This is a genomic window from Nocardiopsis coralli (assembly GCF_014892575.1).
Classification (GTDB): Bacteria; Actinomycetota; Actinomycetes; order Streptosporangiales; family Streptosporangiaceae; genus Nocardiopsis; species Nocardiopsis coralli.
In genome coordinates this window covers 159229-185643 of record NZ_JADBGI010000008.1, presented here as the reverse complement: position 1 = coordinate 185643, position 26415 = coordinate 159229, and the positions used below count along the sequence as shown (strand labels likewise).

Below are 26415 nucleotides of genomic sequence, written 5' to 3'. Positions count from 1 at the left end.
GTAGGCGGTCACGGCAACCTCCCGTCACAGGCCCGCGAAGAGATCCGTCTCGTAGCCGTCGTCCCCGGGGCGCACGGGCGGCCCGAGCAGCAGCGTGAAGTGCTCGACCGCGTCCAGCTCCTGGGCGATGTCGTTGGAGAGCGCGAACCGCTCGCCGTCCACGGTGATCTGGGTGGTGTGCGCGCGCATCGCCAGCGCCTTGGCCGCCCAGTGGGGACCGGCGTCGATCCGCGTGGTCACCTGCGCGTCCGGGGTTCCGCGTGCGATGTCGGAGACGCTCTCCGGCGGGGTGAAGGGGCCGGGGTCCACGCGCATGCGGTCCACGGACGCCCGGATCCGCGAGACCGGCTGGGCGATGGCGTACAGCTTGTCCACCCGCCAGGGGTCACCGGGCACCGAACGGTCCGCGGCCAGGTCCCAGGCGCGGCGGGTGACCCGGTGCGCCTGGATGTGGTCGGGGTGCCCGTACCCGCCGTGCTCGTCGTAGCTCACCAGCACCTGCGGCCGGACCTCGCGGATCTCGTGCGCGAGCCGGAGCGCGGCCTCCTCGACGTCGGCACCCCAGAACGCCTGCGGGTGCTCGTTGGTCTCGCCGCCCATCATCCCGGAGTCGCGGTAGTGCCCCTGCCCGCCGAGGAAGCGGTGGTCCCGCACGTTCAGGGCCCGGCAGGCCCGGGAGAGCTCGCCGACCCGGTACTCACCGAGGGTGTCGTCGCGGTCGGAGGCCAGGTGCGCGAGGTTCGCGGGGATGACCTCGCCCTCCTCTCCCAGGGTGCAGGTCACCAGCGTGACCTGGGTTCCCTCGGCCGCGTACTTGGCCAACGTGGCACCGGTGACGATGCTCTCGTCGTCGGGGTGCGCGTGCACCATCATCAGTCGCCTGTCCATCACGCAGCGAACCATACCGTCCGGAACGGGGTTTTCCGGCCCGAAGTGACCACCCGGTATCCGACCGGAACCCCGGCCCGGGGCCGCGACCCGCTCAGCTGCGTATGCGACACAATCGCCCTATGAGCTTTCCTCGCCAACAGGCCCGAACCCAGCGCTTCACCATCGGTGTGCCCCGCGGTTTCCAGGTCTCCCCCGACGGGGACCGTGTGACCTTCCTCCGCTCGCGTGACGGCTCCGACCCGGCCACGTGCCTGTGGATCCACGACGCAGAACGCGGCACCACCGAGATGCTCGCCGACCCGCGGGTGCTCGGCGCCGACGACGAGAACCTCCCCCCGGAGGAGCGGGCCCGCCGCGAACGCCTGCGCGAGCACGGCGGCGGCATCGTCTCCTACACCGTCGACCGCGCCTTCACCCGCGCCGTCTTCACCCTGTCCGGCCGCCTGTTCCACGTGGACCTGGCCGGCGACGACCGCGAACCCCGCGAGCTCCCGGCCACCCAGCCGGTCGTGGACCCGCGGGTGAGCCCGGCGGGTGACCGTGTCGCCTACGTCAGCGGCGGCGCGCTCAAGGTCGTGGACATCTCCGACGCCGAGCCCGGCCACGGCGACCGTGTGGTGGCCTCGCCCGACGGCGAACACGTCACCTGGGGCCTGGCCGACTTCGTGGCGGCCGAGGAGATGAACCGGTTCCGCGGTTTCTGGTGGTCGCCCGACAGTGCGTCCCTGCTGGCCACCCGGGTCGACGAGTCGATGGTGGCCCGCTGGTACGTGGACGACCCGGCCTCCCCGGCGCAGGAGCCGACGGCGCTCCGGTACCCGGCCGCCGGGACCGACAACCCGGACGTGCGCCTGGCCGTGTTCACCGTGGCCCCGGCCGCGCGCCACCGCGCCGAGGGCGAGCCGGCCCCGTCGTGGATCGAGTGGGACCGCGAGGCCCTGCCCTACGTGCCGACCGCCGGGTGGACGAGCGGCCCGGACGGCACCCCCACGGTCGTCTTCACCGGTCAGAGCCGCGATCAGCGCACCCTCACCCTGTTCTCCGCCGACCCGGCCACCGGTCTGGTCGCCGAGGCCCGCACCGAGACCGACGACGTGTGGGTCGAGCTCATGCCGGGCGTGCCCGACCACACCTCGTCCGGGGCCCTGGTGTGGATCGGCCGCGACCACGAGGCCGGCGGCGAGCGGCGTGTGTACGTGGGCGTGGACCCGGTCAGCCCGGCGGGTGTGTACGTCCGCGGTGTGGTGAGCGTGGACGGCGAGCGGATCCTGTACTCGGGGTCGCCGGCCGGCCGCCCGGGCGACGTGTCCCTGTGGCTGGTCGACCTGGAGAGCGGCCTGTCCGCCCCGGTCGAGCTCCCCGACGCCGACACCCCGGACGACGCCGCCCACGGGGGTCTGCGCGCCGGCCGCCTGCGCGGGGACACCCTCGTCCTGCAGCACCGGTCGATGGACCGCACCGGCGTCCGGACCCTGATCGTGCGCCACGCGAGCACGGAGACGCGGCGCACCCACACCGAGATCGAGAGCTTCGCGCAGACCCCGGAGCTCCCCGAGCCCCGCGTGCGGTTCTGGCGCGCCGGGGAACGCGGCATCCCGAGCGCCCTGGTGCTGCCGTCCTGGTACTCGGAGGGCGACGACCCGCTGCCGGTCCTGGTCGCCCCCTACGGCGGCCCGCACGCCCAGCGGGTGCTGAACGCGCGCGGTGCGTTCTGGGGTTCGCAGTGGTTCGCCGAGCAGGGGTTCGCGGTGCTCATCGCCGACGGCCGCGGCACCCCGGGCGTGGACGTGGCGTGGGAACAGGCCGTGCACCTCGATCTGGCCGCCCCGGTGCTGGAGGACCAGGTCGCCGCGTTGGAGGACGCCGCCGAACGGTTCGGCTGCCTCGACACCTCCCGCGTCGGGATCCAGGGGTGGTCCTTCGGCGGGTACCTGGCCACGCTCGCGGTGCTGCGCCGCCCCGACGCCTTCCACGCCGCCGTCGCGGGTGCCCCCGTCATCGACTGGGAGCTGTACGACACCCACTACACCGAGCGGTACCTGGGCACGCCCGAGGGCGAGCCGAAGGCCTACGAGCGCAGTTCCCTGCTGGCCGACGCCGGTGACCTGGAACGCCCGGTGATGTTCGTGCACGGGCTCTCCGACGACAACGTGGTCTTCGCGCACACGCAGCGGATGTCGTCGGCGCTGCTGGCCGCCGGGCGCCCGCACACCGTGCTCCCGCTGTCGGGGGTGACGCACTCGCCGTCGGACCCGACCGTGGCGGAGAACCTGTTGCTGCTGCAGGTGGAGTTCCTGAAGGAGTGCCTGGGCGTCGAGGGCGACCAGGAGGGCTGACCAGCCCGATCGCCTGCCGCCGGCCGGGCGCCCCGACGCGGGTGCCCGGCCGGCTCCGGGGCGGTCGTTCCAGAGCCGCCGGGTGAGTCTTCCGGTGCCGGGTCAGCCGTCCGGGGCGCCGTCCTGGATCTCGGACTCGTCCGGCCGCTCGATCTCGACGGGCCCGTCGAAGGGGGCGAAGTCGATCCGGCTCTGGTACTCGAGCACGACCTCCTCCCCGGAGGGCCCGAAGGCGGGCTGGGTGGTCACTTCGTCCGTGTACTCCACGGTCTCGAGGAAGACCGGGTGGCCGTTGTCGCCGATCCACAGGTCGAACTCCACCTCGTCCTGTTCCCGGTCCCACCAGACGTCCGGCATCGTGCCGGTGTAGTGGTGGCCCGGGCGCTGCGAGCTGTCGGGGCGCGGGTTCTCGGGGCCCGTGTCCTCGGGGATGATGTCCGCCGGGACCTGGCCGTGGCCCTGGTACTCGACCTCGGCGTCCTCGGCGGCGACCGACTCGAGCCGGTCGACCTCCCGCTCCCATTCGTCCATCGGTTCCACGTCCGCGAGCTCGTCGTCGCGGTAGTACACGCGCTCCCCCTCGTCCTCGGGAAGTTCGCTGATGCCGACGAGGTCGTCCAGGTCCGGGCCGAACGCGGTGTAGCCGTTCTCGCGGCCCTCCGCCAGCATCGTCTCGCTGTAAGCGGGCTCGGGGTCCTCGGTGTAGCGGTACGAGAAGATGGCGCGGTCCCCGGTCTCGTTGGTGTGCCTCGCGACCCTGGCATCGAAGGACTCCGCCCCGGAGGCCACGGCGACGGCGTCGGCGATGACCGCTCCGATGTCCTCGGGGTCGGTCTGCACCGCCGGCTCGTCCTGTTCGCCGGACGCCTCGCCCTCTCCCCCATCGGCTTCCTCGCCCGCGCCGCCACCGGGGCTGTCCCCTCCCCGGAGCCCCAGCACGGCGGAGACCAGGACGACCAGCACGAGCGCACCCGCGGCGGCCGCGAACCACCGGGCGCGGCCGTACCGGCGTCCGGTGGGGACCGGGTCCGGGGCGCTGATACCGCGCCACTCGCGCTCGAGCAGCACGGGCACGACGCGCGTGGGTTCGGTCTCCGCCGGCGGCTCGACCTGGGTCGCGCTCCACTCCCCCATGAGGGTGGCCAGGGCCTCCTCGGCGGTAGGGCGGTCGGCCGGGTTCTTGGCGAAGGCCCGGTCCACGATCTCGGCCAGCTCCACGGGCAGGTCACCGGTGTCGGGCTCCTCGGTCCGGGTGCGGCGCGCGACCTCGTCGACCGCCCCACGCCCGAAGGGTTCGCTCCCGGTGGCGGCGAACAGCACGAGACCGGCCCAGGCGAACAGGTCCGAGCGGTCGGTGGCGTCCTCTCCCGCGTACTGCTCGGGTGCGATCCACCCCGGTGTACCGAACAGGCCCCCGGTGGCGGTCAGGGCCGTGGCGTCCACGGCGCGGGCGATACCGAAGTCGAGCACCTTGGGGCCACCCGGGGACAGGATCACGTTCCCGGGCTTGAGGTCCCGGTGCACCACACCGGCCGCGTGGATCGCGGTGAGCGCTTCGGCCGAGCCCGCCGCGAAGGCCGTGAGCCTGCCCCCGGTGAGGGGACCGTTGCCGCGCACGTACTGGCCGAGGGTGAGACCCGGGACGTACTCCGTCGCGAGCCACGGCGCCTCGGCTTCCACGTCGGCGCCGAGGAAGCCCGGGGTGCAGGCGGCGTCCACGCGTGCGACCAGGTCGACCTCGCGGGCGAAGCGCGCACGGAAATCCGGGTCGGCCGCGATGTGCGGGTGCACGGTCTTGACCGCCGCGCACCCCTCCTGCGCGTCGAGCCCGGCGTGCACCACCCCCATGCCGCCGGCGCCGATCCGGCCGACGATCCGGTAGGGACCGATCTGCTCGGGGTCGCCGGGGGCGGTGGGTGCCACCCCGGGAGGGAGGCGGTTCCGGTCGAAGTGCCGCGGGGGGTCGGTCGGCATACTCGTCCTCACTGCGTCGTCGGGGCCCGGTCGACCACGGCGTGGCCGTTCCCAGGAAGGTGTCAGTCGGCGGAACCGGGTTGCTCCCCGCCGATCTCCGATTCATCCGGGATCTCGACCTGCACGGGGTCGTTGAACTGCTCGAACAGGAGGAACTCGTCGAGGTAGGACTGGAAGTCGGCGCTCCCGCGGGTCGTCGACTCGTGGAGATACAGGAGCTGCGGGTAGCCGTCCTCGGCGATCCAGAGATGGAAACGGCGTACGTCACCGGGCTGCCACTCCTCGTCCGAGAACGGCAGGTTCCCGGTGTAGAGGTGCCCCAGCTCCTCCGTGACCGGGTTGTCCTGCAGGAGCGGGGCCCCGGTGCCCACGTCGTCGTGCATGCCGGCCCGGCCGATGCCCTCGCGGGTGACCTCCCCCGATTCCTCCACCGTTTCCGGGATCAGCCGCAGCAAGCGCTCCCACTCCTCGCGCCCGGTGTCGGGGTCGGCGTCCTCGGGGTCCCGGTAGAAGGAGTCCTCCTCCCCCGGGTTCTGCATCCTGCTGTTGCGGATGACGTCGTCGGGGCCCTCACCGACCTCGATGACCTCGACCAGGGCCGGCCCGCCCCTGTTGGTTTCCCGGTAGCGGGGTTCCGGGTCCTCGGTGTACAGGAACTCGTACGCCGGGGCGTCACCCAGCTCCGGTCCGTCCATGAAGTAGAGGCTCTCGAAGCTCTCCGCCTCCAGTGCGAGCTCGACCGCTTCCTGGGCGACCGCGGCCGCGTCCTCGGGGTCGGTCTCGATGGCGAGCTGCGGCTCCTCCTCGGCGGCGGCCTCCTCCTCGGTGAGGGCCTCCTCGTCCGGGTCGCCGTCCTGTTCGGAGCAGGCGGCCAGCAGTGCGGCCGCCAGCAGGAGGCAGGTCGTGAGGCAGGCGGTGGAGACCAGCGGGCGGGAGATCCGGGCGAGGGGTGCGCGTGATGGCGGTCCGGGCATGCTCGTGTTCCACTCGGTGGGGGGATCGAGGTTCTCCTGTTCCGATGCGGCCCGGCGCGCTGCGGTTCACCCGGGCCCCGGACCGCCGGGTCAGTCGGTCCCGGGGTCCGCCCCGCCCTCGATCTGCGACTCGTCGGGGATCTCGATGTCCACGGGCGCGTCGAAGACCATGAAGTCGAGGTCGTGGCTGTAGGTGAGGGCGCCGCCCCCTTCGGACTGCTCCCCCTCGACGGTCTCCTCCACCCTCAGGGCCAGCGGGTACCCGGCCTCGGAGACCCACAGGTCCACGTCGGCGGTGCGGTCACCGGGCTCCTCGTCCGATCCCGGGTGCAGCCAGAAACCGCCCGCGGCCGTTCCGGTGTACCGGTGCCCCTCGCGGCCGGCCAGCTCCTCGCCGTCGGGGCTCTGGCCCGGCATCTCCTCCAGGGAGACCATGACCTCGGGGACCTCCTCCGTGCCTTCGTAGGAGAGCTCGGATCCGTCGGCGGCCAACGCCTCCAGGCCCGCCAGCTCGTACTCCCACTCGTGCAGCGGGTTGTCGACGGCGTCCTCGTCCCCCGCCTGGCCGTACGTGCGTTCCTCCTCACCGGTGATGTAGTCGTTGCGCTCGGAGACCCCGACGATCTCCTCCAGGTCGGGCCCGTACGCGAGGTGTCCGCCGCCAGTGGGACCGAGCATGCTCAGGCTCAGGAAGGCACGTTCCGGGTCCTCGGTGTACCAGTAGAAATAGGGCGTGCTGTCACCCGGTTGGTTGGAGTACCGGTGGGAGGCGACGATGAAACTGGAGGCCCCGCGCGCCGTCTCCGCCGCTTCCTCGAACACACCGGCCGCCTCCTCGGGGTCCCGCGCGACCTGCGGTTCTTCGGCTTCTCCGGAACCCTCCGCCCCTTCCTCGGCGTGGTCGGCCGCGGCGTCCTCGTCGCCACCGGGGCCGGTGTCCGCGAACAGCCAGACCGCCAGGAGCCCGACCGCCGTGCCTGCGGCGACGACCCCCGTCACTCCGAGCGCCCACGCACGGCCCCGGCCGCGCACGCGCTTGACCGGCGGCGCCTCGACGCCGTCCCACTCCTGGGCCAGCAGGGCCGGGACGACCTCGGTGGGCGCGTCGGGCACGGGCCCGGGCCGCACGCGGGTGTGCCGCCAGCGGTCCGTGAGCTCGGTCAGCGCCTGCTCGGCGGTCGGGCGCCGTGCGGGGTCCTTCGACAGGCCGTACCGGACCAGCTGTTCCACGTCGCCGGAGACCCCGGTGAGGTCGGGCTCCTCGGTCTGCGTCCGGTGCGAGACCGCCTCGATCGGCCCGCGCCCGAAGGGTTCCCGCCCGGTCGCCGCGTACGCGACCATCGCCGCCCACGCGAACATGTCGGAGGCGGGGGTGGCCCCGTCCCCCTCGTACAGTTCCGGCGCCATCCACCCGGGTGTCCCGAGCAGGCCGCCGGTACTGGTCAGAGCGGTGCCGTCCGTGGCCCGGGCGATGCCGAAGTCGAGCACCTTGGGGCCGTCCGGGGACAGGATCACGTTGCCGGGCTTGAGGTCCCGGTGCACCACACCGGTCCCGTGGATGGCGACCAGGGCCTCGGCCATACCGGTGGCGAACGCGGTCAGCATGCCACCGGTGAGCGGACCGTTCCGGGACACGTGCGCGCGCAGTGTCAGGCCGGGCACGTAGTCGGTGGCCAGCCACGGTGTCTCGGACCCCAGGTCGGTCCCGAGGAACGCGGGTGTGCAGGACGCGCGTACCCGCGAGACCAGGTCGACCTCGCGTGCGAACCGGGACCGGAACTCGTCGTCGGCGGCGAACTGGGGGTGGACCACCTTGACCGCCGCGCACGTACCGTCCTCGCCGAGCCCCGCGTAGACCGCGCCCATGCCGCCCGCGCCGATGCGCCCGAGCACCCGGTACGGGCCGAGGCCCTCGGGGTCACCCTCACCCAGTGGCTTGAGATCGGCCGGCACGTGCTTGCGGTCGAAGGGGACCGCCGTCTGCTGGTTCATGCGTGTTCCTTCCGGTCTCGCACCAGGGGGGTCAGTGGCCGTGCAGGTCGGGGAGGTCGTGGTCGTGCGCCAGGCGGTCCTCGGGGCCGGAGACCGAACGCGGCAGGTAGTGGAACGGCTCGTCCTCACGGTCGACCGGGGCCATGAAGCCGAAATCGCTCCTGGTCGGGTTGTCGGGCGAGAGCACGGCCATGCCGCCCGAGCTCAGGCGCTCGACCTCCATTTCGCTGCCGTCGGCGGCCGAGGGGTCGGGCTGCTCGGCCCAGACGAAGTCGCTCTCGCGCACCTCCAGCGCACCGAAGTCGAGCAGGTACTCGAAGTCCAGCCAGAAGAGGGACTCCGAGGGCTCCTCGGTCTGCACGATCCGCAGGACGTCGAGGCCCTCCCCGTCGCCGTCGGCGGGTTCGATGCGGCGGACGGCCGCGAGGGGTTCGTCGGGGTCGGGCACGAGGGTGACCTCGCCGTCCTCGAACAGGTCCTGGTACTCGGCCGGGGCGTCGGCGACGTCGTGCTCCACGCGGTCGGCGTCGGCGTCCTCCTCGGAACCGCCGCCCCCGTCCGAGGCGTCCCCGTCGCCGTCCGCGGCGCCGGAGCCATCGGCCCCGCCGGAGCCGCCCCCGTCGGCCGCGAAGGGTTCCCCGTCCTCGACCGAGGGATCGCTGCCCGGGACCAGCGGCACGGACCCCGAGCCGTCCCCGGCCCACGCACCGATGCCGAGCGAGGCCACGAGGGTGAGCGCCAGCGCGCCCGTCCCGACCGCGATGCCGCGTCGGTGGCGGCGCACCCACGACTCGCGCGGGGGCGCGTTGGCGACCCAGAGGTCGACCCCGGGGACGGTCCCGTCCGGTGTGCGAGGGGCACCCGGGCCCGCCCAGGCCTGCCCCATGACGAGCGTGACGTCGACGGCCCCGCTGGGTGACACCGCGGGGGAAGCCTCGTCCGGCACGAGCACGGCCAGTTCCCGCATCAGCTCGTCGGCGCGCGGCCGGCGGCCGGGATCCTTGTCCAGCGCGCGTTCCATGATCAGGGCGAGCGACCCGGGAACGCCGTCGAGGTCGGGGCGCCCGTCGAGGACCCGCGTGACCACGGACTGCGTGGTGCCCGCCCCGAAGGGTTCGCGCCCGGTCGCGGCGTGTGCGACCAGGCAGGCCCAGGCGAAGACATCGGAGAACCCGGTGGCGTCGTCGCCCCGGTACTGCTCGGGTGCGATCCAGCCCGGGGTACCGACGACACCGCCGGTGTGGGTCAACGCGGTCTCGTCGGCGGCGCGGGCGATCCCGAAGTCGAGCACCTTCGGCCCGGTCGGCGACAGGATCACGTTGCCGGGCTTCAGGTCGCGGTGCACCACACCCACCGCATGGATCGCCGCGAGCGCCTCGGCGGCGCCCAGAGCGAAGAGGGTGAGCTCCGGGCCCCGCAGCGGGCCGTGCCGCAGGCGCTCGGTGAGGGTCGGGCCGGGCACGTACTCGGTCGCCAGCCACGGCACCTCGGCGCCGGGGCCGCACCCCACGAACCTGGGCACACACGCGGCCTGCACGCGCCGCACCATCGCGACCTCGCGGGCGAACCGGGTCCGGAAATCGGCGTCGGAGGCGAAGATCCGGTGCACCGTCTTGACCGCCACCCGCCGGTCGGCGTCGTCCAACGCCGCGTACACCACACCCATCCCGCCGGATCCCAGGCGCCCCACCAGGCGGAACGGGCCCACCCGCCGCGGGTCGCCGGCGCCGAGCGGCTGCACGCCGGGCGGCAGGGGCGGGGGCGCAGGGTCGGTACCGGGTGCGGGGGAAGGGGGGATCATGCGGAACCGTTCTGTCACGGGGGATCGGCGTCATCAGCGTACGACGGGGCGCTAGATTTCCGGCCGGTCGGGGGAGATCTCCTCCTCCGAGGGGATATGGATGTCCACGGGTTCACCGAAGTTGAAGCTTGTGGTCGTCGAGTGCGCGAGGTCCTCCGAGTAGGTGCCACCGACCTCCCCGTCCTCGAACGAGGCGAAGTGCAGCGGGTAGCCGTCCTCGTCGATCCACAGGTCGAAGCTCTCCTCCGTCCCCTCCTCTCCGGTGTAGGTGCCCGAGTAGTGGTGTCCCTGCGCCTCCTCGAACTCGACGTGCCTGCCGACCCCGGTGCTCTCGGTGTCGGGCACGGGGGCCCAGCTCTCGCCCTGATACGTCACCTGCTCGTCCTGCTCGGCCACGAGCTCGATTCCCAGGACGACGGCGCGCAGGTCCGGGTCGAAGGGTTCGTCACCCGTGCTGAACGGGCCCTCGTAGTAGTCGAGGTCCTCCTGCATCTCCTCGAGGTCGTCGCCCAGGTAGCGCACCAGCCCCGCCACTTCCTCCTCCAGATCGTCACCGTGGCGCAGGCCGAGGCTCGCGCCGGCGGGATCGTAGCCCCACCGCTGCTGGGCCCGGACCGGCTCCTCCGTGTACTCGACGACGTCGATGTTCGGGTGCCCGATCTCCGTGCCCAACTCCCGCACGCGCCGGAACTGGTAGTCGGAGGCCCCGACCGCGAGCTCCACGGCCTCCTCGATCACGGCGTCGGCGTCCTCCGGGTCCCGCGCGACCGCGGGGCCGGCGGGTTCGGGGTCCTCCGGCGGTTCCGCGTCCTCTCCGGGCCGGACCACGAACCAGGTACCCAGCAGGGCGGCGACGAGCACGACCGCGCCCCCGCCCATGAGCAGGGCCCTGCCGCGACGGCCGCTGCGGCCCGGCTCCGGAGGTGCGCCGCCGACCCCGCGCCACTCGGTGGCCAGCAGCTCGGGCACCACCTCCGTGGGGTCGTCGGCGGCCGCGCGGCCGACCTGGGTGGCCTGCCAACCGCCGGTGAGCTCGGCCAGGGCCTGGCAAGCGGTCGGTCGCTGCCGGGGATCGGGACCGAGGGCGGCACGAACGAGCGGAACGAGGTACGAGGGCAACCCGGTGAGGTCGGCCTCCTGCGTGCGCACCCGGTGGGTGACGGCCTCGGCCCCATCGCCGCCGAAGGGGTCGCGGCCGGTCGCGGCCTGGAGCACCAGACCGCCCCACGCGAACATGTCGGTCGCCGCGGTGGCGTCCTCCCCCTCGTACCGCTCGGGCGGCACCCACCCCGGCGTCCCGAGCAGGCCACCGGTCGCGGTGAGGGCGGTGCCGTCGGCGGCCCGGGCGATGCCGAAGTCCAGCACCTTGGGGCCGTCCGGGGCCAGGATCACGTTGCCGGGCTTCAGGTCCCGGTGAACCACACCCGCCGCATGGATCGCCACCAGCGCCTCGGCCAGGCCGGCGGCGAACGCCGTCAGTGTTCCGCCGCTCAACGGCCCGTGTGCGCGCACGTACTGGCGCAGGGTCAGCCCCGGAACGTACTCGGTCGCCAGCCAGGGTGCCTCGGCCTCCACGTCGGAGCCGAGGAACGCGGGCGTGCAGGTGGCACGGACCCGCGCCACGAGCCCGGCCTCGCGTGCGAAGCGGGCCCGGAACTCGGTGTCGGCCGCAAAGTGCTCGTGCACGACCTTGACCGCCGCGCAGCCCCCGGACCCGTCGATGCCCGCGTACACCGAACCCATACCGCCGGCCCCGATGCGGGCCACGACCTCGTACGGGCCCAGGCGGGAGGGGTCGTCGTCGCTGCGGGGCCCGGCCCCGGGAGGGAGGCGGTCACGGTCGAACGGGGGTGTCTGGGGGGTCATGGTCTCTTCCTGGTCGGGGGTCACTGAACCACGCGGTCCTCGAACACGCAGCTGTCCTGCGGCGAGTCCTCCGCGAGAGTGGTGTCGTGCGGGGCGACATCGGCCGGGCCGAAGGGGTCGTCGGAGTCGTCCCGGATGAAACAGACCCCGCCCGGACGGTCGATGGGGATCTCCCGGCTCTCCTCCGACGCCGTCTCGGGCGGCAGGTGGTGCACGAGCGCGCTGCCGTGGCTGGTGAAGAAGGCGACACGGACCTGGCCGGTCGGTTCCTCCGGGGAGAGCACCACCTGGCTCCCGGAGCTGTTGGGCGGGTCCGGGACGATGCTGCGGTCCTCCGGGGTGATGACGGCGACCATGCCGAAGTCGCTGCTGCGCACCGTCGCCTCTCCGGTCTCCATGAGGTACTCGGCGGTGACCTCGAGGTCGAGCCTGTCGGTCTCGATGGCCGCGTAGCTCAACCGCAGCTGGGGCTGCCGATCGCCGTCGGCGTCCTCGATGTACCGGATCACCGAGGCGGGGTCGTCCGGGTCGTTCTCCACGGTCACCACGGTGTCGTCGGAGGTGGCGGCGCCGTCATCCGCGGCCTCGCCCGCCCCTGCGGCACCCTCGCCGTCGCCCGCGGGCCCCTCGGCCTCCGTCCCCGCACGGGTGTCCCACAGCAGGGCCCCTCCCCCGGCCACCAGCACCAACGCGGTGGCCGCTGCGGCAACGGTCAGGCCCCGCCGGTGCCGGACCGGCCACGGACGCGGAGGCACGGTGTTTGCGGTCCAGCGGTCCAGGTCGTCGCCGTTCCCGTCCAGCTGCCCCGGGGCGTTGAGCACCCGGGTGGCACCGTGTCCGGCGGAGGTGGGGAGCTCATCGGCGACCGCCGCGGTGAGGGCGTCCCGGAGCTCCGCGGACGTGGGGCGCTGCTCGGGGTCCTTGGCCAGGGCGCGTTCCAGGTGCGGTCGCAGGGGGCCGGGCACCCCGTCCAGGTCCGGGGGTTCGTGGAGCACCCGCCGTGCCAGGGTCCCGGTGTCGCCGGTCCCGAAGGCTCCGGAGCCCGTGGCGGCGTACACCACCAGGTTGGCCCAGGTGAAGACGTCGGAGCGGCCGGTGGCGGGGGTGCCGCGCAGCTGTTCGGGGGCGATCCAGCCGGGGGTGCCGACCAGGCCGCCGGTACGTGTGAGCCCGCTGTCCGCGAGGGCTTTGGCGATCCCCAGGTCGAGCACGCGGGGGCCGTCCGGAGCCAGGACCACGTTGCCGGGCTTCAGGTCGCGGTGGACCACGTCCGCCGCATGGATCGCCACGAGCGCCTCGGCGGCCCCGAGCGCGAGACCGGCCACGTCCGCCTCGTCGAGCGGGCCGCGGTCACGGACCGCGGCGGCAACGGTCGGTCCGGGCACGTACTCGGTCGCCAGCCACGGGACCTGGGCCCGCGCGTCGGCACCCACGAACGCGGGCACCGCCGCCGACCGCACCCGCCGCACCACGGCGGCCTCGCGTGCGAAGCGGGCCCGGAACTCGGGGTCGCGGGCGTACGCGCGGTGGGCGCACTTGACCGCCACACGCCGGTCGGCGTCGTCCAGCGCCGCGTACACCACACCCATCCCTCCCGAACCCAGGCGCCCCACCAGGCGGAACGGCCCCACCCGGCGCGGGTCGCGCGCGGTGAGCGGCTCCACCCCGGGCGGCAGGGGCGGGGGCGCAGGGTCGGTGTCCGTGGGGGACGGTCGGGGGATCATTCCGGAACCGATCGGTCACTCGGGGGCAGGGGGTCCGTCCTGTCGGACGCGTGGGTGCGGCGTTCGGTTCTAGGGCGTCTCCTCGGTCTCCGGCGCTCCCTCCCCGCCCGGGATCCCCGACTCCGGGGGCTCACCGACCTCGGACTCGTCGGGCACCTCGATCTCCACGGGCTCACCGAACTGCACGAAGAAGACCTGCTCACCCATGGCGTCGGCGGGGATGTCGAGCTCCGGCACCGCCTCGTCGGGCCCGCCGGACTCCATGATCCGCTCGTACCGCAGCGGGTACCCCTCGTCGTCGATCCACAGGCCGAACTCGACCTCCTCCTCGACCTCGGCACCCTCGGCGTCGATCGCCCGCCCTTCGGTGAAGGTGCCGGTGTAGTAATGGCCGCTGCGGCCGCTCAGGTCCATGTCCATGCCCTCGACCTCGGGCTCGTCGCCGCTGGTCACCTCCTGTTCGCCCTCGTAGGTGAGGTCGTCGGCCTCCGCGACGGTCTCGAAGTCCTTGTAGAAGTTGTCGCCGCCCAGGTACCCCTCGTCGCGTGACGGGTCGCGGAACCACTGGGCGTCGCCCGCGATGGTGTCGTGCTGGGGGATCACCCGGTACAGGAAGTCCGCCGGGTCGGGGTCCTCGCCGACCTCCAACCGCTCGTGGTCGGTCGGACCCTGTTGGGAAGCGGTCTCGCGCACCGGTTCGGGGTCGGAGGTGAAGCGGTAAGTGGTGTGGTAGTTGGCCGGCGGCACACCCGTGAACTGGTGGACCGCCTCGCCGCTGTCGGCGGACTCGATGAGCTCGACCGCCTCCGACACGACGGCTGCCCCGTTCTCGGGGTCGGACTCGACCGCGAGAGTGTCGTCCTCGGCCGTGTTCCCGCCGTCCCCGCCGGGACCGGGCTCGGGCTCGTCCCCGCCGCCCCCGGGCAGAAGTCCGGGGCGCACGTAGAGCAGCCCGGCGACCAGGGCGGCGACGAGCACCACCGCGGCGCCGGCCCACACGAGCGGGTGCGGGCCGCGGCGGACCCGGCGGGCGGCAGGTGCGGACATGCCCCGCCATTCACTCGCCAGCAGGGCGGGCACGACCTCGGTGGGCTGCTCGGCCACGACCGGCTGGACGCGGGTCGCGTTCCACCCCTCGGTCAGCTCGGCGAGGGCCTGCTCCGCGGCCGGGCGCTCCGCCTCTTCCTTGGCCAAGGACCGGCGGACCAGCGGGAGGAGGTCATCGGGCACCCCGTCCAGATCCGGTTCCTCGTGGCGGGCACGGTGGGTGACCGCGTCAACCGCCCCGCGGCCGAAGGGGTCGCGCCCGGTCGCGGCGAAGGCGACGAGCCCGCCCCAGGCGAACATGTCGGAGCGCCCGGTGGCGTCCTGGCCGAGGTAGCGCTCGGGCGCCACCCAGCCGGGGGTCCCGACGAGGCCGCCGGTCGCGGTGAGCGCGGTCTCCTCGGCGGCGCGGGCGATGCCGAAGTCCAGCACCTTGGGGCCGTCCGGGGCCAGGATCACGTTGCCCGGCTTGAGGTCGCGGTGCACCACACCCACCGCGTGGATCGCCACGAGAGCCTCGGCCAGACCGGCCGCCAGCGCGGTCAGCACCCCGCCGGTGAGCGGGCCGTGGGTGCGCACGTACTGGCGCAGGGTCAGGCCCGGAACGTACTCGGTCGCCAGCCACGGCGTCGACGCGTGCACGTCCGCGCCCATGAACCCGGGCGCGCAGGTGGCGCGCACGCGCGAGACCAGGTCGACCTCACGGGCGAAACGGGACCGGAACTCGGGGTCGGTGGCGTACTGGGGATGGATGACCTTGACGGCGGCGCAGGCGCCCTCGGCGGTGAGCCCGGCGTAGACCGCGCCCATACCGCCGGCACCGATGCGGCCGACGACCTCGTAGGCGCCGATCCGGTCGGGGTCGTCGGGGCCGGGGCCCTTGACGCCGTCGGGCAGGCGGTCGCGGGCGAACGGGGGGTTGTGGGAGCTCATGGCTGGGGCCTTTCGGTGTGTGGAGGGGGTCGTCGGGCGGGCGTCGGGCGTCACTCGCGGGCGGAGCGCCGCGGGGCCGACCGTCGGGGGCGGCGGGGGTCGGTCACGCACCGCCCTGCGGGTCGTAGGCGCAACTGTCGGCCGGGACCCCGTCGGTCAGGGTCCCGTCGTGCGGTTCGAACACCGTCAGGTCGGCGGCGTCCGGCTCGGGCAGGCAGAACGCGCCGGGTGCGTCGACCGGCCACTGCCCGTCCCCGTCCCGGACCTCCTCCGGCGCGTACAGCACGGCGCTGAAGGGGTCGACGCCGTTGGTGCGGAACACGACGGTGAAGGTCTCGGAGGGTGTGGACGGGTCGAGCCGGGCCAGGGCGCCGGGGCTGTCCGGGGACTCGGGCTGCACCTCGGCCCCGTCCCCGATCGTGGCCAGGGCGCCGAACGCGTCGCTGTGCAGGGTGAACTCCCCGAAGTCCGGCAGGTACTCGGCGGTGGCCCCGACGATGACCATCCCGAACTCGCCGTAGGAGACCTCGTCGAAGGTGATGCGGACCTGGTCCAGGCCCTCGCCTCCGCCGTCGGCCGGGGCCAGGGAGTGCACCACGGTGGCGCCGTCCCCGTCGTCCTCTCCCCCGCCGTCGGCCGCGACCTCGACCGTGCCGTCGGTGTAGAGGCCGTGGTACTCCTCGGGCACGTCCTCGGGGATCCCGGCGGTGTCGGCCGCCTCGCCCCCGTTCTCACCGGGTTGCGGGAGCGGTTCGGGCTCGCCGCTGCCGCCCTGCAGGGTGAGGAACGCGCCCCCGCCGACCAGAACGGCGAGCGCCGTCGCGCCCGCGCCGATGGACAGGGCTCTCCCGTGGCGGCGGACCCACGGTCGCCGGGGCGGGGCGTGGGCGGCCCAGGCCCCGGTTCCGTCGTCGACCGCGTCGGGGGCCGACCAGGCGCCGTGCATCACGGCCGTGGCGTCGACACCGCCGCCGTCGGTGCGGACGCCGGCCCCTTCGGGCAGGAGTTCGGAGGCCGCGCTCAGCAGTTCGCCGGCGCCGGGGCGTGCGTCGGGGTCCTTGGCCAGGGCGCGTTCCAGGAGCACCGCGAGCGGGCCGGGGACGCCGCCCAGGTCCGGCGGATCGTCCAGGACCCGGGCCACCAGGGTGTCGGTGTTCCCGCTGCCGAACGGTCCGCGTCCGAGGGCGGCGAAGCACACCAGCCCGGCCCAGGCGAAGACGTCGGAGCGGTCGCTCGCCGGGCTCCCCCGGTACTGCTCGGGCGAGATCCAGCCCGGGGTGCCCACGAGCCCGCCCGTTCGGGTCAGCGCGGTCTCCTCGACGGCGCGGGCGATCCCGAAGTCCAGCACCTTCGGCCCGGCCGGCGACAGGATCACGTTGCCCGGCTTCAGGTCGCGGTGCACCACACCCACCGCGTGGATCGCCGAGAGGGCCTCGGCCACCCCGAGCGCGAACGCGACCAGCGAGGGCCCCGTCAGCGGTCCCCGGTCGCGCACGTGCTCGCGCAACGTCGGGCCCGGAACGTACTCGGTGGCCAGCCACGGGACGTCGGCGCGGGTGTCGGCGCCCACGAAAGCGGGGACACACGCGGCCCGGACCCGCCGCACCATCGCGACCTCGCGGGCGAAGCGGGCCCGGAACTCCTCGTCCCCGGCGAAGGGCGGGTGCACACGTTTGACCGCCACGCGCCGGTCGGCGTCGTCCAACGCCGCGTACACCACACCCATGCCGCCCGCGCCCAGGCGCCCGGCCACCCGGAACGCACCGATCCGCCGCGGCTCCCCGGGTTCCGGCGCGGCCAGGCCCGGGGGCATGGGCGGGTCGGCGGGGAGCGGGGTTCCCGAGGGATGCGGAGGAGGGGTCATGCCGCTGCCGTTCTCTCACAGGTGGTCCGGATGGTCGGAGCGCCGGGTGGGACGCCCGAACACTCGGATGTACCCGCGGCCCGATCGGTTCACCTCACCCGCCCCGGAGATCGGCAAGGACCGCGCATGCTGTCGGCGCTCTCCGCCGGTCAGGCGCCGACCGGCCCCGCCGGAGCAGCCCGGTCCGGAAGGACGCTGCCCTCCACCCCGGCCACACCACCGGCCCGAGCATCCCGTACCCCCTCGGGCACGGCCCGGAGGGCCGTACCACCGCGTCGGGTCCGCCGGGCCCGAGCCCGCTCGCCGGAAGCGTCCCCCATGCCCGCCACCTGTGTCGGGCCGGGCAGAGCCCCGCCGACCCCGCGGCGAGGTCGAAGCCACTCGCCGAAGGTTCCCGTGAGGCCGTGTCGTCCACGTCGGACCGGGTGGAGCCCAGCAGCACCCGGCCCAGGCCCCAGCCCTCAGAACCTCCACCGGCAGCGCATGCCGTCCTTGTTCCGCTCCGGACAGGTCGGTACGCCCTCCGGCGCAGCCGGAGAGCCCGGACGGCCCCGGGCACGAGCGGTCCGCCCCCTCCCTTCGGGAACGGCTCGCAGAGCACACCGACCCCGGGGCGGGGCTCCGCGGGAGGGGTCCTAGCCTGGGCGTATGCGTTCGTATGCGGCGCCGCTCGCCTTCGCGGCCGATCTCCTGTGTGTGCTCGTCTTCGTCGTGGTCGGCAAGATCGACCACGAGACCGGGACGGCCGTCGCCGCGGTCGCGGGCACCGCCTGGCCGTTCCTGGGCGGGCTGGTCCTCGGCTGGGCCGTCACCCTCGCCTGGCGCACCCCTGTCCGGATCTGGCCATCGGGTGTGTTCATCTGGGCGATCACGGTCGCGGGCGGCATGGTGTTGCGCCTGCTCACGGGTGAGGGGGCCCCGACGAGCTTCGTCGTGGTCACCGCCACGTTCCTCGCCGTGACCCTCCTCGGGTGGCGGGCGATCGCACACCTGATCTCCCGCAGGCGCCACAGGGCCACACTTTCCGGGCAGACTGGGGTGGGCTGACCCCCGACCCGAACCCCCGACCCCCTGGAGGAGACCGTGTCCGACCCGGCAGGCATCGCCATCGTCACCGCCCTCGCCACCGGCGCCGTCCAGAAGATCAGCGAGACCGCGACCGACGACACGATCACCTCCTTCAAGGAGTTGTGCAAGCGGGTCTTCGCGCGCTTCCGCGGGACCCCCGAGGCGCAGGAGGCGCTCGACGACGCGCGTGTGGAGAGCGACGACACCGCCGCCCTGGAGAAGGTCGCCGTCCACCTGCACCGCGCCGAGCAGGAGGACCCCGAGATCGCCCGCCTCATGGCCGAACTCCGCCGCGCCGCGGAGCCCGGAACCGGCGGGTCGGTCACCAACACCATCCACGGCGACGTCTCCGGCCGCGCCCGGGTCGTGCAGGCCCGGGACATCGACGGTGACGTACGGCTCTGAGCTGTCCGTAAGCTGGATGTGATGAACGAACGACCCGCGCCCGGGAGCGACCCGATCCCCACGGCCAACGGTGAGGACGAGGCCCGTGAGGTCGGTGTGGGCCCGTGGGTCGGCCCCTGGCCCGAGGGCGAGCACTACGACCCAGAACTCCTGGCACAGGGCGACCGCCGCAACGTCGTCGACCGGTACCGGTACTGGCGGCGCGAGGCGATCGTGGCCGACCTCGACACGGTGCGCCACCCCTTCCACATCGCGGTGGAGAACTGGTCGCACGACTTCAACATCGGTTCCGTGGTGCGCACCGCGAACGCGTTCAACTGCGCGGGTGTGCACATCGTCGGCCGCCGGCGTTGGAACAAGCGCGGTGCGATGGTCACCGACCGCTACCAGCACGTGCACCACCACCCCGACACCGCGGCCCTGCTCGAGTGGGCGCACGAACGCGGGATCCCGCTCGTGGGCGTGGACAACCTTCCGGGCGCCGTGCCGCTCGAGAGCCACCCCCTGCCCCGGTCGGTCGTGCTCGTGTTCGGGCAGGAGGGGCCTGGGCTGTCGGAGGAGGCGCGCCGCGACTGCGAGGCGGTGCTCTCCATCGCCCAGTTCGGGTCGACGCGCTCCATCAACGCCGGCGCGGCGGCAGCCATCGCCATGCACGCCTGGGTGCGCGCGCACGTGTACGACCAGCCCGTCGACGGCCCGATCCTGCGCACGGAGGGCACGGGACACGCGGAGTACCCGACCCTGTCGTGACACCCGCGCCTTCCGTGACACCTTCGTGATCTAAGATGGGCGCGTCCCCCGAACGCGTCCACCCCCGAACCGGAAAGGCCCGTATGAGCGCCACCGTGCCCGCGTCCGCCCGCCCCGCCACGACCGACGACGTGAGTTCGGTGGCCCGAGTCCTGAGCCGGGCGACCCACGGAGACCCGCTCTTCGGATGGCTGTTCCCCGACGAGCAGACCCGCATGGCCAAGATCCGCCGCTTCTACGCCATGGCCGCGGGTTTCGGCTACGTCCCCCACGGCGACACCCGCGTCACCGAGTCAGTGGGGTCCACCGCCGGCGCACCCGTGGTCCGGGCCGCGGCCCTGTGGGCACCGCCGGAGAGCAACCCGGAGGGCCCGCTCGTCTCGCCCCGCCTGTGGCCGCACTGGGGCCCGCTGCTGGGACGCGGCCGCATCAGCCCGTTCGTCCGGGTCTTCGCGGAGTGGAAACTGGCCGCCCCGCAGGAGCCCCACCTCTACCTCGCCGCCCTGGGTGTGGACCCCGCCGTGGCCGGAACCGGTGTCGGCGGCGCCCTGCTCTCCGAGGGCCTCGACCGCGCCGACGGCCAGGGGCTGCCGGTCTTCACGCAGACGATGGACGACAAGGCGGTCGGGTTCTACGAGCGCTTCGGCTTCGAGGTGGTCCGTGAGGTCGACCACCTCGAGGACGGCACGACACACTTCCTCCGGCGCGGGTGAGCTGCGACGACGCACCGGTCCCGGCGCACCGCGCGGAAACCACGGCCGCACGGCGCTGACCTGGGCTGATCTACCATGAAGGGCACGATCCCCACGCCTGAGAGGTGCCGTTCATGAGCCCCGAAGCGCCGGCCCGTACCGTACGTTCGGCGACGATGGAGGACGTGCCCGGTGTGGCCCGGTCCCTCGGCCGCGCCTTCTGGGACGACCCGCTGTACCAGTGGCTGTTCCCGGACGTCATCACGCGTCGGGCCCGCACCCTGCGGTTCCACGCGGTCTTCGCCGGGTTCGCCTACGTTCCGCACGGCGTCGTCGACGTGGTCGAGGACCTCGTGGAACCGCCGCCGCGGCCGGTCGTGCGCGGGGCCGGTTGGTGGGACGCCCCGGGCCACGAAGCGGAGTCCCGTCCCTCGTTCCTGCTGCGCAGCCTGCCGCACCTGGCGGGGATGATCGGTGCGTCCCGCCTGCCGGAGGTCTCCCGCTTCTTCGCGCGCGTGGGCGACGCGCGCCCGCTCGAGCCGCACTGGTACCTCGCGGCCGTGGGCGCCGACCCGGTCGCCCAGGGCACCGGGGTGGGTTCCGCGCTCATGCGCACCGGCCTGGAGCGCGCCGACGCCGACGGTGTGCCCGTCCACCTGGAGACGATGAACGCCGACAACCTCGACTTCTACGAGCGCTACGGGTTCCGGGTCACGAAGGTGATGGACGAGACCGGCACCCCGACCACCTACAGCATGCTCCGCCCCGCCGGCTGATCCTGCCCGGCCGACCATGACGAAGGGCCGCGTCCCCCGCAGGGGGCGCGGCCCTCGTCAGAGCGGGCTCGAAACTTCGAGCCGATCCACCACTTTTTGGTATCAAAGATCGGTACCATCGGGCCATGAACATGAACCTGCGCCTGCCCGAAGACGTGCATGCACGCCTCAAGGCAGCAGCCGACGAGGACGGTACAAGCACCAACTCGGAGGCCGTCACCGCCATCTCCGACTACCTGGACCGACGGCAGACGAAACAGGTGAGCGATCTGGCCGGCGAGATCGCGCGCGAGGACGCCGAGCTTCTCGCAAGGCTCGCGGAGTGAGCGGCGAGGCGGTCCGCTACCTGACCAGGAACGATTTGCTGGCCGTCATCGAAGCCGCGCTGCCCGCGTCCACCCGGCTCAGGGACCCCGGCCAGCTCCAGTCAGCCATGGTCCGGCCACAGACGACCGCGTTCGGGGAGGACGCCTACCCGGACCTCTGGGAGAAGGCAGCTGCCCTCATGCAGTCGCTCCTCATCGGGCACCCGCTCAACGACGGGAACAAGAGGTTGGCCTGGGTCGCGGCCAAGACCTTCCTCCGCCTCAATGGCACGAAAACGGGAGCTGCGCCGACCGACGCCTCCTACGACCTGGTCATCTCCGTGACCACCGGAGAAATCATGGACGTCCCTACGATCGCTGCAGAGTTGAGGACACTTCTGAGCACAACCGAGTGAGGCCATGACGAAGGGCCGCGTCCCCCGCAGGGGGCGCGGCCCTCGTCGTGTCCCTATGGGTGCCGGTGTCAGCCGACGCCCTTGCTGAGCGAACCGAGCAGGTCGGTGTTCAGCTGGGAGATCGTGTCCAGCGGGATGCCCTTCGGGCAGACCGCGGCGCACTCACCGATGTTGGTGCAGCCACCGAAGTCCTCCTCGTCCTGCTGGTTCACCATCTGCACCACGCGGGCGGCCCGCTCGGGCTGGCCCTGCGGGAGCATGCCCAGGTGCGTGACCTTGGCGGCGGTGAACAGCATGCTGGAGGCGTTCGGGCAGGCCGCGACGCAGGCGCCGCAGCCGATGCAGGTCGCGGCGTCGAACGCGCGGTCGGCGTCCGGCTTCGGGATCGGGTTGGCGTGGGCGTCCGGCGCGGTACCCGTCGGGGCGCTGATGTAGCCGCCCGCCTGGATGATGCGGTCGAACGCACCGCGGTCCACGACCAGGTCCTTGACGACCGGGAACGCGCTGGCCCGCCACGGCTCGACGGTGATCGTGTCGCCGTCGTTGAAGCTGCGCATGTGCAGCTGGCAGGTGGTCGTGCGCTCCGGACCGTGCGCCTCGCCGTCGATCACGACACCACACGCACCGCAGATGCCCTCGCGGCAGTCGTGGTCGAACGCGACCGGCTCCTCGCCCTCCAGGGTGAGCTTCTCGTTGAGAACGTCGAGCATCTCCAGGAAGGACATGTCGGCCGAGACGTCCGTGAGCTTGTAGGTGACCATCCGGCCCTCGTCGTCACGGCCCTTCTGACGCCATACGCGCAGAGTGATGTTCACTTGTAGCTCCGCTGCTTCATCTCGACGTACTCGTACTCCAGGTTCTCCTTGTGGAGCACGGGCTTGCTGTCATCGCCGCCGAATTCCCAGGCCGCGACGTAGGCGAACTCGTCGTCGTGACGGAGCGCCTCGCCGTCCTCGGTCTGGCTCTCGGCGCGGAAGTGTCCGCCGCAGGACTCGCGGCGGTGCAGGGCGTCGATGCACATGAGCTCGCCCAGCTCGAGGAAGTCGACCACACGGCCGGCCTTCTCCAGGGCCTGGTTGAGCTCGTCGTTGGTGCCGAGCACCTTGACGTCGCGCCAGAACTCGTTGCGCAGGTCGCGGATGAGCTCGATGGCCTTGCGCAGGCCCTCCTCGGTCCGCTCCATGCCGCAGTACTCCCACATGATGTGGCCGAGCTCCTTGTGGAAGGAGTCGACGGTGCGGGAGCCCTGGATGGACAGGAGCTTGTCGATCCGGGAGGTGACCTCTTCCTTGGCCGCCTGCGCGTCCGGGTGGCTCTCGTCGATCTTCTCGAACGGGCCGCTCGCCAGGTAGTCGTTGATGGTGTTCGGCAGGACGAAGTAACCGTCCGCCAGACCCTGCATCAGCGCGCTGGCACCCAGGCGGTTGGCGCCGTGGTCGGAGAAGTTGGCCTCACCGGTCACGAACAGGCCCGGGATCGAGCTCTGCAGGTCGTAGTCGACCCACAGCCCACCCATGGTGTAGTGCACCGCCGGGTAGATGCGCATCGGAACCTCGTACGGGTTCTCGCCGGTGATGCGCTGGTACATGTCGAAGAGGTTGCCGTACTTGGCCTCGACGGCGTCGCGGCCCATGCGGCCGATGGCGTCGGCGAAGTCCAGGTACACACCCAGACCGCTGGAGCCGACACCGCGCCCCTCGTCGCACACGTTCTTGGCGGCGCGGGAGGCGATGTCACGCGGCACGAGGTTGCCGAAGGCCGGGTACTTGCGCTCCAGGTAGTAGTCGCGCTCGTCCTCGGGGATCTCGCGCGGGTCGCGCTTGTCGCCGTGTTCCTTGGGAACCCAGATGCGGCCGTCGTTGCGCAGCGACTCGCTCATCAGGGTCAGCTTGGACTGGTAGTCGCCGCTGACCGGGATGCAGGTCGGGTGGATCTGCGTGTAGCACGGGTTCGCGAAGTGCGCGCCCTTGCGGTGCGCACGCCACGTCGCGGTGACGTTGCTGCCCATGGCGTTGGTGGACAGGAAGAAGACGTTCCCGTAACCACCGGTCGCCAGGACGACGGCGTCGGCGAAGTGCGTCTCGATCTCACCGGTGAGCATGTCGCGCACGATCACACCGCGGGCCTTGCCCTCGGAGATGATGAGCTCGAGCATCTCGTGCCGGGTGTTCATCTGGACGCTGCCGGCGGCGATCTGCCGCTCCAGGGCCTGGTAGGCGCCGATCAGCAGCTGCTGACCCGTCTGGCCGCGCGCGTAGAAGGTACGCGAGACCTGCACACCGCCGAAGGAGCGGTTGTCGAGCAGACCGCCGTACTCACGCGCGAAGGGCACACCCTGGGCGACGCACTGGTCGATGATCTCGACACTGGTCTGGGCCAGGCGGTACACGTTCGACTCGCGCGAACGGAAGTCGCCGCCCTTGACGGTGTCGTAGAACAGCCGGTGGATGCTGTCGCCGTCGTTGCGGTAGTTCTTCGCCGCGTTGATACCGCCCTGCGCGGCGATGGAGTGCGCGCGCCGCGGGCTGTCCTGGTAACAGAACGAGGTGACGTTGTAGCCCGCCTCGCCCATGGTCGCGGCGGCGGCGGCACCGGCCAGGCCGGTCCCGACGATGATGACGGAGAGCTTGCGCCGGTTCGCGGGGTTGACCAGCTTGGCCGAGAAACGGCGCTTGTCCCAGCGCTCGTTGATCGGCCCCTCAGGGGCCTTCTCGTCCCGGATCGGGGCGCCCTCGATGTAAAGGTCGTTCTCAGACAATTAACCCACCAGTCCAAAGGTGACCGCCAGCGGCGGAAGCAGGAAGCCGACGGTCACGATCAGCGCGATGCCCACTGCAGCAGCGTTGATCTTGCCCTGGCGGCTCGCCTTGTTGAGGCCCAGCGTCGCCATCCCGCTCCAGATGCCGTGCCGCAGGTGGAAGCCCACGGCGATGACGGCCGCGACGTAGAAGAGCGTCACGTACCAGAACTCGGGCTGGAAGCCGTTGACGAGCCGCTCGTAAGGGCTGTCGGAGGCACCGCCCGGAGCGATGGCGTTCACCGTCAGGTGCAGGATGTGGAAGACGACGAAGAGCGCGATCAGCACGCCGCCCCACCGCATGGTGTAGGAGGAGTAGGTGCGCTGCACCCGCTTCGTCACCACATAACGCTGCGTGCGTGCCTTGCGCGCGCGGATCGTCAGGACCGCCGCGGAGTAGATGTGGATCAGGACGCTCGCCAGGAGGACGAGGCGGAAGACCCACAGGAATCCTTCTTCGGGCAGCAACGGGTAGCCCAGCTCGCGGAGGCCGTGGGCATAGCCGTCGAAGGCCTCCTGGCCCGAGAAGACTTTCAGGTTGCCGTACATGTGCGCGATCAAATACAGCACGAGGACCGCACCGGTGACAGCCATCGCTGACTTGAGCGCCACCGTGGACCCGTAGGCCGTAGACCGCTTCTTGGTCAAGGTACTGTTCGCCACAGCCTGCCACTTTAAATTCGAGTTAAGACCGACGTCCAAGTCATCAGGACCCTGGTGTCCATAGCCGTAAGCTATGGAGCATGCAGTTCCAACAGCTCTCGTACTTCGTCGCTGTGGCCCGCACGCGCCATTTCACCCGCGCAGCCGAGCTTTCACGCGTCGCACAGCCGAGCTTGAGCAAACAGATTCGTGCCCTTGAGCGCGAGTTGGGTGCGCCGTTATTCAGTCGTGCCAGGGGGAACATCACACTCACGCCGGCCGGGGAGGCCTTGCTTCCCCTGGCCCAGCGCATGCTGACCGACCTGGAGACGGCCCGCCGCGAGGTGGCAGAGCTGGCCGGCGTGCGCCGCGGGCGGGTACGGCTCGGCGCGACGCCCTCCCTCTGCGCGGGGCTGCTCGCCGACGTCCTTGCCGACTTCCACACCCGCTACCCCGGCATCGAACTGCACGTGGAGGAGAGCGGCTCTCGCGACCTGATCCGGGACCTCGGCCGCGGTGAGCTGGACCTGGCGCTGATCATCCTGCCCCTGCAGAGCAGCGACCCGGACTTCATCACCACCCCGATCCTGCGGGAGAACCTCGTGGTGGCGAGCTCGATGGCCGACCCCTCCCCCAACGGCCGGGCCTCGATGCGCATCACCGAACTGCGCGAACGCCCGCTGGTGATGTTCCGGCGGGGTTACGACGTGCGCGAGGCGACGCTGCGGGCCTGCCGCGCCGCCGGGTTCGAGCCCGAGCTCGCGGTCGAGGGCGGGGAGATGGACGCGGTCCTGCGTTTCGTGGAGGCCGGGCTGGGCCTGGCCGTGGTGCCGAGCATGGTGCTCAAGAGCCGCCCGGGCCTGCGCGGGACCCCGTTGGCGCGGCCCCGGCTCCTGCGCACCGTGGCGCTGGCGCGGCGGCGGGACGTGGAGCCCTCCCACTCGGCGGAGGCGTTCCGGCGCCACCTGAACACCTACCTGTTGGACCTGGCGCCGGACGAGCTGGGACCGGACCTCGAGGTGCTCATCTCGGCCGCGGACGCGGGTGCGCCGGACCGGAGCCGGTTGTCGCTGCCGGACGAGGACACCGACGGCGAGCTCTGACCCGTCCGCGCCTACCGCGGCAAGGCCGACCGACCCCGACCGAATCACCCCTCGGGACACCC

21 protein-coding genes are annotated in these 26415 nt (G+C 72.5%); 9 read left to right on the top strand and 12 right to left on the bottom strand.

Annotated elements, in window-relative coordinates; translation table 11 throughout:
- Nucleotides 1-24: 24 nt before the first annotated feature.
- Nucleotides 25-891 (bottom strand): N-acetyl-1-D-myo-inositol-2-amino-2-deoxy-alpha-D-glucopyranoside deacetylase, encoded by an 867-nt coding sequence (mshB, locus tag IDM40_RS11300; protein WP_193121911.1) that lies wholly within the window; start codon nt 889-891, stop codon nt 25-27.
- Between the two features lie 119 nt (nt 892-1010).
- Here mshB and IDM40_RS11295 point away from each other — a divergent pair, with 119 nt between their 5' ends.
- Nucleotides 1011-3227 carry a S9 family peptidase gene (locus IDM40_RS11295; protein ID WP_193121910.1) on the top strand — a complete coding sequence of 739 codons (2217 nt, stop codon included), beginning with the start codon at nt 1011-1013 and terminating at the stop codon, nt 3225-3227.
- 102 nt (nt 3228-3329) lie between these two features.
- On the opposite strand, the gene IDM40_RS11290 is transcribed toward IDM40_RS11295, so the two are convergent.
- The 8 genes from IDM40_RS11290 to IDM40_RS11255 form a co-directional block, all read right to left on the bottom strand.
- Nucleotides 3330-5201 (bottom strand): serine/threonine-protein kinase, encoded by a 1872-nt coding sequence (locus IDM40_RS11290; RefSeq protein ID WP_193121909.1) that lies wholly within the window; start codon nt 5199-5201, stop codon nt 3330-3332.
- Nucleotides 5202-5263: 62 nt separating this feature from the next.
- Complete coding sequence (locus tag IDM40_RS11285) at nt 5264-6175, bottom strand: hypothetical protein (protein WP_193121908.1); 912 nt, start codon at nt 6173-6175, stop codon at nt 5264-5266.
- A gap of 90 nt (nt 6176-6265) precedes the next feature.
- Complete coding sequence (locus IDM40_RS11280) at nt 6266-8167, bottom strand: serine/threonine protein kinase (protein WP_193121907.1); 1902 nt, start codon at nt 8165-8167, stop codon at nt 6266-6268.
- A gap of 31 nt (nt 8168-8198) precedes the next feature.
- A complete protein-coding gene (locus tag IDM40_RS11275; protein WP_193121906.1) occupies nt 8199-9968 on the bottom strand; it encodes a serine/threonine-protein kinase in 1770 nt (589 codons plus the stop codon).
- 51 nt (nt 9969-10019) lie between these two features.
- Nucleotides 10020-11834, bottom strand: a complete 1815-nt coding sequence (locus IDM40_RS11270; protein WP_193121905.1) for a serine/threonine-protein kinase — start codon at nt 11832-11834, stop codon at nt 10020-10022.
- 20 nt (nt 11835-11854) lie between these two features.
- Complete coding sequence (locus tag IDM40_RS11265; RefSeq protein ID WP_193121904.1) at nt 11855-13558, bottom strand: serine/threonine-protein kinase; 1704 nt, start codon at nt 13556-13558, stop codon at nt 11855-11857.
- 69 nt (nt 13559-13627) lie between these two features.
- Entirely contained in the window at nt 13628-15535 is a 1908-nt protein-coding gene (locus tag IDM40_RS11260; protein ID WP_193121903.1) for a serine/threonine-protein kinase, read from the bottom strand.
- Nucleotides 15536-15638: 103 nt separating this feature from the next.
- A complete protein-coding gene (locus IDM40_RS11255) occupies nt 15639-17399 on the bottom strand; it encodes a serine/threonine-protein kinase (RefSeq protein WP_235997500.1) in 1761 nt (586 codons plus the stop codon).
- A 648-nt stretch (nt 17400-18047) separates the two neighbouring features.
- Between IDM40_RS11255 and IDM40_RS11250 the strand changes: the two genes are divergently transcribed.
- The 7 genes from IDM40_RS11250 (at nt 18048) to IDM40_RS11220 (ending at nt 21811) form a co-directional block, all read left to right on the top strand.
- Entirely contained in the window at nt 18048-18446 is a 399-nt protein-coding gene (locus IDM40_RS11250) for a DUF3054 domain-containing protein (RefSeq protein WP_193121902.1), read from the top strand.
- 36 nt (nt 18447-18482) lie between these two features.
- The gene (locus IDM40_RS11245) at nt 18483-18872 is read left to right on the top strand and encodes a hypothetical protein (RefSeq protein WP_193121901.1); all 390 of its coding nucleotides are present in this window, start codon (nt 18483-18485) and stop codon (nt 18870-18872) included.
- Between the two features lie 21 nt (nt 18873-18893).
- Nucleotides 18894-19622, top strand: coding sequence for a TrmH family RNA methyltransferase (locus tag IDM40_RS11240; RefSeq protein WP_193121900.1), 729 nt, complete (start codon nt 18894-18896; stop codon nt 19620-19622).
- 83 nt (nt 19623-19705) lie between these two features.
- A complete protein-coding gene (locus IDM40_RS11235; protein ID WP_193121899.1) occupies nt 19706-20335 on the top strand; it encodes a GNAT family N-acetyltransferase in 630 nt (209 codons plus the stop codon).
- Between the two features lie 113 nt (nt 20336-20448).
- Complete coding sequence (locus IDM40_RS11230) at nt 20449-21090, top strand: GNAT family N-acetyltransferase (protein WP_193121898.1); 642 nt, start codon at nt 20449-20451, stop codon at nt 21088-21090.
- A gap of 125 nt (nt 21091-21215) precedes the next feature.
- Nucleotides 21216-21416 (top strand): Arc family DNA-binding protein, encoded by a 201-nt coding sequence (locus IDM40_RS11225; RefSeq protein WP_193121897.1) that lies wholly within the window; start codon nt 21216-21218, stop codon nt 21414-21416.
- On the top strand, nt 21413-21811 hold the full coding sequence (locus tag IDM40_RS11220; RefSeq protein WP_193121896.1) for a type II toxin-antitoxin system death-on-curing family toxin: 399 nt from the start codon (nt 21413-21415) through the stop codon (nt 21809-21811). Before IDM40_RS11225 ends, IDM40_RS11220 begins: the two co-directional genes overlap by 4 nt.
- Before the next feature lie 68 nt (nt 21812-21879).
- Here IDM40_RS11220 and IDM40_RS11215 read toward each other — a convergent pair whose 3' ends face one another.
- From IDM40_RS11215 to IDM40_RS11205, 3 genes are read right to left on the bottom strand one after another with little or no spacing between them, the layout of a single operon-like run.
- Nucleotides 21880-22626, bottom strand: a complete 747-nt coding sequence (locus IDM40_RS11215) for a succinate dehydrogenase/fumarate reductase iron-sulfur subunit (RefSeq protein ID WP_193121895.1) — start codon at nt 22624-22626, stop codon at nt 21880-21882.
- Nucleotides 22623-24569, bottom strand: coding sequence for a fumarate reductase/succinate dehydrogenase flavoprotein subunit (locus IDM40_RS11210; protein WP_193121894.1), 1947 nt, complete (start codon nt 24567-24569; stop codon nt 22623-22625). The genes IDM40_RS11215 and IDM40_RS11210 overlap by 4 nt, the downstream gene beginning before the upstream one ends.
- Complete coding sequence (locus IDM40_RS11205; protein ID WP_328806999.1) at nt 24570-25220, bottom strand: succinate dehydrogenase cytochrome b subunit; 651 nt, start codon at nt 25218-25220, stop codon at nt 24570-24572.
- A gap of 131 nt (nt 25221-25351) precedes the next feature.
- Between IDM40_RS11205 and IDM40_RS11200 the strand changes: the two genes are divergently transcribed.
- A complete protein-coding gene (locus tag IDM40_RS11200) occupies nt 25352-26353 on the top strand; it encodes a LysR family transcriptional regulator (RefSeq protein WP_193121892.1) in 1002 nt (333 codons plus the stop codon).
- The last annotated feature ends 62 nt before the right edge of the window (nt 26354-26415 follow it).